Annotated in this window: 2 protein-coding genes; one reads left to right on the top strand and one right to left on the bottom strand. The window is 64.7% G+C overall.

Going from position 1 to position 4,314, the window contains the following annotated elements; translation table 11 throughout:
* Window positions 1-90: 90 nt before the first annotated feature.
* Entirely contained in the window at window positions 91-2,442 is a 2,352-nt protein-coding gene (locus VG320_RS10645) for a DUF1989 domain-containing protein (protein ID WP_327200069.1), read from the top strand.
* Between the two features lie 236 nt (window positions 2,443-2,678).
* Here VG320_RS10645 and VG320_RS10640 read toward each other — a convergent pair whose 3' ends face one another.
* On the bottom strand, window positions 2,679-4,313 hold the full coding sequence (locus tag VG320_RS10640) for an ABC transporter substrate-binding protein (RefSeq protein WP_327200068.1): 1,635 nt from the start codon (window positions 4,311-4,313) through the stop codon (window positions 2,679-2,681).
* Window position 4,314 lies beyond the last annotated feature (1 nt).

Genomic DNA, 4,314 nt, shown 5'->3' with positions numbered 1-4,314 from the left:
CCTCGTCCGCCTCGTCCGCCTCGTCCGCCTCGTCCGCCTCGCCCGCCGTGAAGCAACCTGCCTGAGCCGCACGAACCGGAGACCATTGGCATGCAGATCCGTCCACCCGTCGTCACGCGGCCCCACGAACCCGCGCTGTTTGCGCGTGCGCCTGCGCGCGAGCGTTATCGCGTAGAGGGCGGCGGCTGCACCGTCGTCGCGCTGCAGGCAGGCGACACACTCGAAATCGTCGATGTCGAAGGCATGCAGGCCGCGGAACTGGCCGCCTTCGACGCCACGAGCGGCTCGCCCTTGCCAGGCGCGCTTGGCTTGCAGGCGTCGCCGCACGCGCGCTTTGTCGCCGGGCTAATGAGCCGCGAAACGCCAGACGCGAAAAAGACGCGCGCCGCGCTGGCGCGGCGCGGCGTCAGTCTGTGCGCCTCGCATGCCGCTGCGCTACTGTGGACACACGACACGCCACCAGGCCATGCGCGCCGCCTGATCGCACAAGAGGCGCTCGTGGTCGTTGTGGCCGCACCGGCCTTAAGCGTATCGGTCGACACCCAGCACGCACCCACGGAACTGCGCCTGACGGTCGAACGCGCCAGCCCGGCGCTCCTGAGCGCGCCGCCGTTGCCAGACCCGCTAGCCGATCCGCTCGCGGACTTCACGATCCATCCCGGCACCGCACGCGCCTATACCGTGCGCGCGGGCGAATATATTCAGGTCCTCGACGTAGCCGGACGCCAGTGCTCCGACTTCGTGGCGTTCGATCTCGCCGCGCTCGAACGCGGCGTGACGCTCGACCTGGACCCCACCGTCACGCGCACGCTCAATGGCAACGCCTGGCCGGCTCCCGGGCTCTACGCGAAGTTCTTCGATCGCAGCATGCAGCCCATGCTCGAAGTCGTGCGCGACACCGTGGGCCGCCACGACACCTTCGCGCTCGCCTGCACGGCGCGCTACTACGAATCGCAGGGCTACTTCGGCCACGCCAACTGCAGCGACAACATGAGCGCTGCGCTCGCTCCCTACGGCGTGGAGTCGCGCCCCGGCTGGCCCGCGATCAACTTTTTCTTCAACACGTCGATTGGCGCGCAACAGCAGATCCTCGTGGACGAACCGTGGTCGCGTCCAGGCGACTACGTGCTGCTGCGCGCACTGACTGACCTCGTCTGTGTGAGCACCTCCTGCCCCGACGACATCGACCCGGCCAATGGCTGGCAACCCACCGATATCCAGATCCGCACCTACGCGGACAAGGAGCGCATTTCCGTGTCCATGGCCACGCGCAGCACCCCGGACGCCGATCCCGTCCTCACTCGCGAAAGCGGCTTTCATCCGCGCAGCTCGGCGCTCACGCGGCGTTTCACGGAGTATCGCGGCTGGTGGCTTGCCAGCGCCTACGACAACCACGGCGCCATCGACGAATACCTGGCCTGCCGCGAACGCGTGGCGATGATCGACCTGAGCGCGCTGCGCAAATTCGAAGTGCTCGGCCCCGACGCCGAAGCGCTGCTGCAGCACTGCCTCACGCGCGATGTGCGCAAGCTCGCCGTGGGTCAGGTGGTCTATTCGGCGATGTGCTATCCGCACGGCGGCATGCTCGACGATGGCACACTGCTGCGCCTTGGCCCCGACGCGTTCCGCTGGGTCTGCGGCGAAGACTACGCGGGCGTCTGGCTGCGCGAACAGGCCGCGGCCCTCGGCATGAAGGTGTGGGTCAAATCCGCGAGCGACCATATTCACAATGTCGCCGTACAGGGACCGGCGAGCCGCGCACTGCTAGGCGAGATCGTCTGGTCGCCGGCCACGCAACCGGCGCTCGCGGAACTTGGCTGGTTCCGTCTGCTCACGGGGCGTCTTGGCGGTCACGACGGGCCGCCGCTCATGGTGACGCGCACCGGCTACACAGGCGAACTGGGCTACGAATTGTGGTGTCATCCGCGCGACGCGTGCGCGGTGTGGGATCGCGTCTGGGAAGCCGGGCAGCGCTACGGTATCGCGCCGCTCGGCCTCGAAGCGCTCGATATGCTGCGTATCGAAGCCGGGCTCGTGTTCGCCGGACACGAATTCTCGGATGAAACCGATCCGTATGAAGCGGGCATCGGATTCGCGGTGCCGCTCAAGAGCAAAGCCGACGATTTCATTGGCCGCGAGGCGCTACTCGCGCGCAGTGCGCAACCGCGACATGTGCTGGTGGGCCTGGAAATCGACGGCAACGAAAGCGTGCATCACGGCGATTGCGTGCACGACGGGCGCGCGCAGATAGGCATCGTGACGAGCGCCACGCGATCGCCGCTGCTCGGGCGCACGATCGCACTGTGCCGGATCGACGCGCGCTATCGCGAGGCCGGCACGCGGGTTCAGATCGGCAAGCTGGACGGCCAGCAAAAGCGGATCGACGCGCGTGTTGGCGCACCGGTTTTTTACGATCCGCAGAAAACGCGTGTGCGTAGCTAGAGGAGGTGTTGTCGAGCGAGCCAGTCGATCAGGCCTGGATAAGTGCAGAAGGACCACCACAGTTGCGCGGTTAGAGGCCAACGCGGCGCAGTGCGAAGCGCAACATGCCGTGTTCCCCCGCAAGCCTGAATTAAAACGCAACCGGCGACAGGGGCTTGTGACCCCGGTCGCCGGTTGCTGTTCGGATGGTTTGATCAGTTCGTCCTGACCGGACGAACGAATGCCAGCCCTCAGTGTTACTGCATGCCCACGCCGTCAAAGCGCGCGTAGCCCAGCGGCTCGATGCGCATGTCGACCACCTTCTTGCTCACCGGCTGATAGACCGTCGAGTGAGCAATCGGCGAGAACGGCATCTGCTGCGCGAAGATCTGCTGCGCCTGCGTGTACAGCTTCGTGCGCTGCGCCTGATCCGAAGTCTGACGCGCCTTCTGGATCAGATCGTCGAACGGCTTGTAGCACCACTTGCCGAAGTTGTTGCCATTGACCGCTTCGCAACCCAGCAGCGTGCCGAGCCAGTTGTCCGGGTCGCCATTGTCGCCCGTCCAGCCGATCAGCATCGAATCGTCTTCACCCGCGTGCGCGCGCTTGATGTACTCGCCCCACTCGTACGTGACGATCTTCGCCTTCACGCCAATCTTCGCCCAGTCGGCCTGGATCATTTCGGCCATCAGACGCGCGTTCGGGTTGTAGGCGCGTTGCACCGGCATCGCCCACAGCGTCATTTCGAAGCCGTTCGGGAAGCCTGCCTTCGTGAGCAGCGCCTTGGCCTTCGCCGTGTCATACGGCTGCGACGTCAGGCTCTTGTCGTAGGACCATTGCGTCGGCGGCATCGGGTTCGTTGCGGCCTGGCCCGCGCCCTGGTACACCGACTCGATGATCGCCTTCTTGTTGATCGCCATGTCGAGCGCCTGACGCACTTCGAGCTTGTCCATCGGCTTGCGCGTGACCGTGTACGACAGGTAGCCCAGGTTGAAGCCCGGCTGCGACGGCATCGCGATATTCGCATCGGCCTTCAGCGGCGCGATGTCGGCAGGACGCGGATAGCTCATCACCTGGCATTCGTCGCGCTTGAGCTTCTGCACGCGCACGCTCGCGTCCGGCGTGATCGAGAAGATCAGCTTCGAGATCTTCACCGCGCCCGGCTTCCAGTAATCCGGATTGCCGTCGAAGCGGATCGTCGCGTCCTTCGTGTAGCTCTTGAAGATGAACGGACCCGTGCCGACCGGGTTCTGGTTGATGTCGGCGGCCTTGCCGGCCTTCATCAGTTGATCGGCGTATTCAGCCGAAAGAATCGAGGCGAATTCCATCGCCATGTTCTGGATGAACGGTGCGTTCGGCTCGTTGAGCGTGAACTTCACGGTGTACGGATCGACCTTCTCGACCTTGGCGATCAGCTTGTCCAGACCCATGTCGGTGAAGTACGGGAACGACACCGGATACGCCTTGCGGAACGGCTGGTTCGGGTCCAGCATGCGCTGGAACGAGAACACGACGTCGTCGGCGTTGAATTCGCGCGTGGGCTTGAAGAACGAGGTGGTCTGGAACTTCACGCCGTGGCGCAGATGGAACGTGTAGGTCTTGCCATCAGAAGAAACATCCCACGATTGCGCCAGACCCGGTTCGACCTTGGTGCCGCCGCGCTCGAATTCGACCAGGCGGTTGTAGACGGTGAACGTGTTCGCGGTGAAGTCGGTGCCGGTGGTGTATTGCGCCGGATCGAAACCGGCCGGGCTGCCTTCCGAGCAGTAGACGAGCGTCTTGTTCGGGATGCTGCCCTCGGCATGCGCGAGCGGGCTGCCTGCAATCGATGCCGCTGCGAGCGTCACGAGAGACGTCATTCGTGCAGCTCGCAACAGTTTGTTTTCTTTCATG

It is taken from the genome of Paraburkholderia sp. (assembly GCF_035948235.1).
Classification (GTDB): Bacteria; Pseudomonadota; Gammaproteobacteria; order Burkholderiales; family Burkholderiaceae; genus Paraburkholderia.
This window is presented reverse-complemented; position numbering and strand designations above follow the sequence as displayed.

Bases quoted from the DNA above. Each gene is read 5' to 3' on its own strand.
- VG320_RS10645 (WP_327200069.1), top strand. From the start codon at position 91: ATGCAGATCCGTCCACCCGTCGTCACGCGGCCCCACGAACCCGCGCTG.
- VG320_RS10640 (WP_327200068.1), bottom strand. From the start codon at position 4,313: ATGAAAGAAAACAAACTGTTGCGAGCTGCACGAATGACGTCTCTCGTG.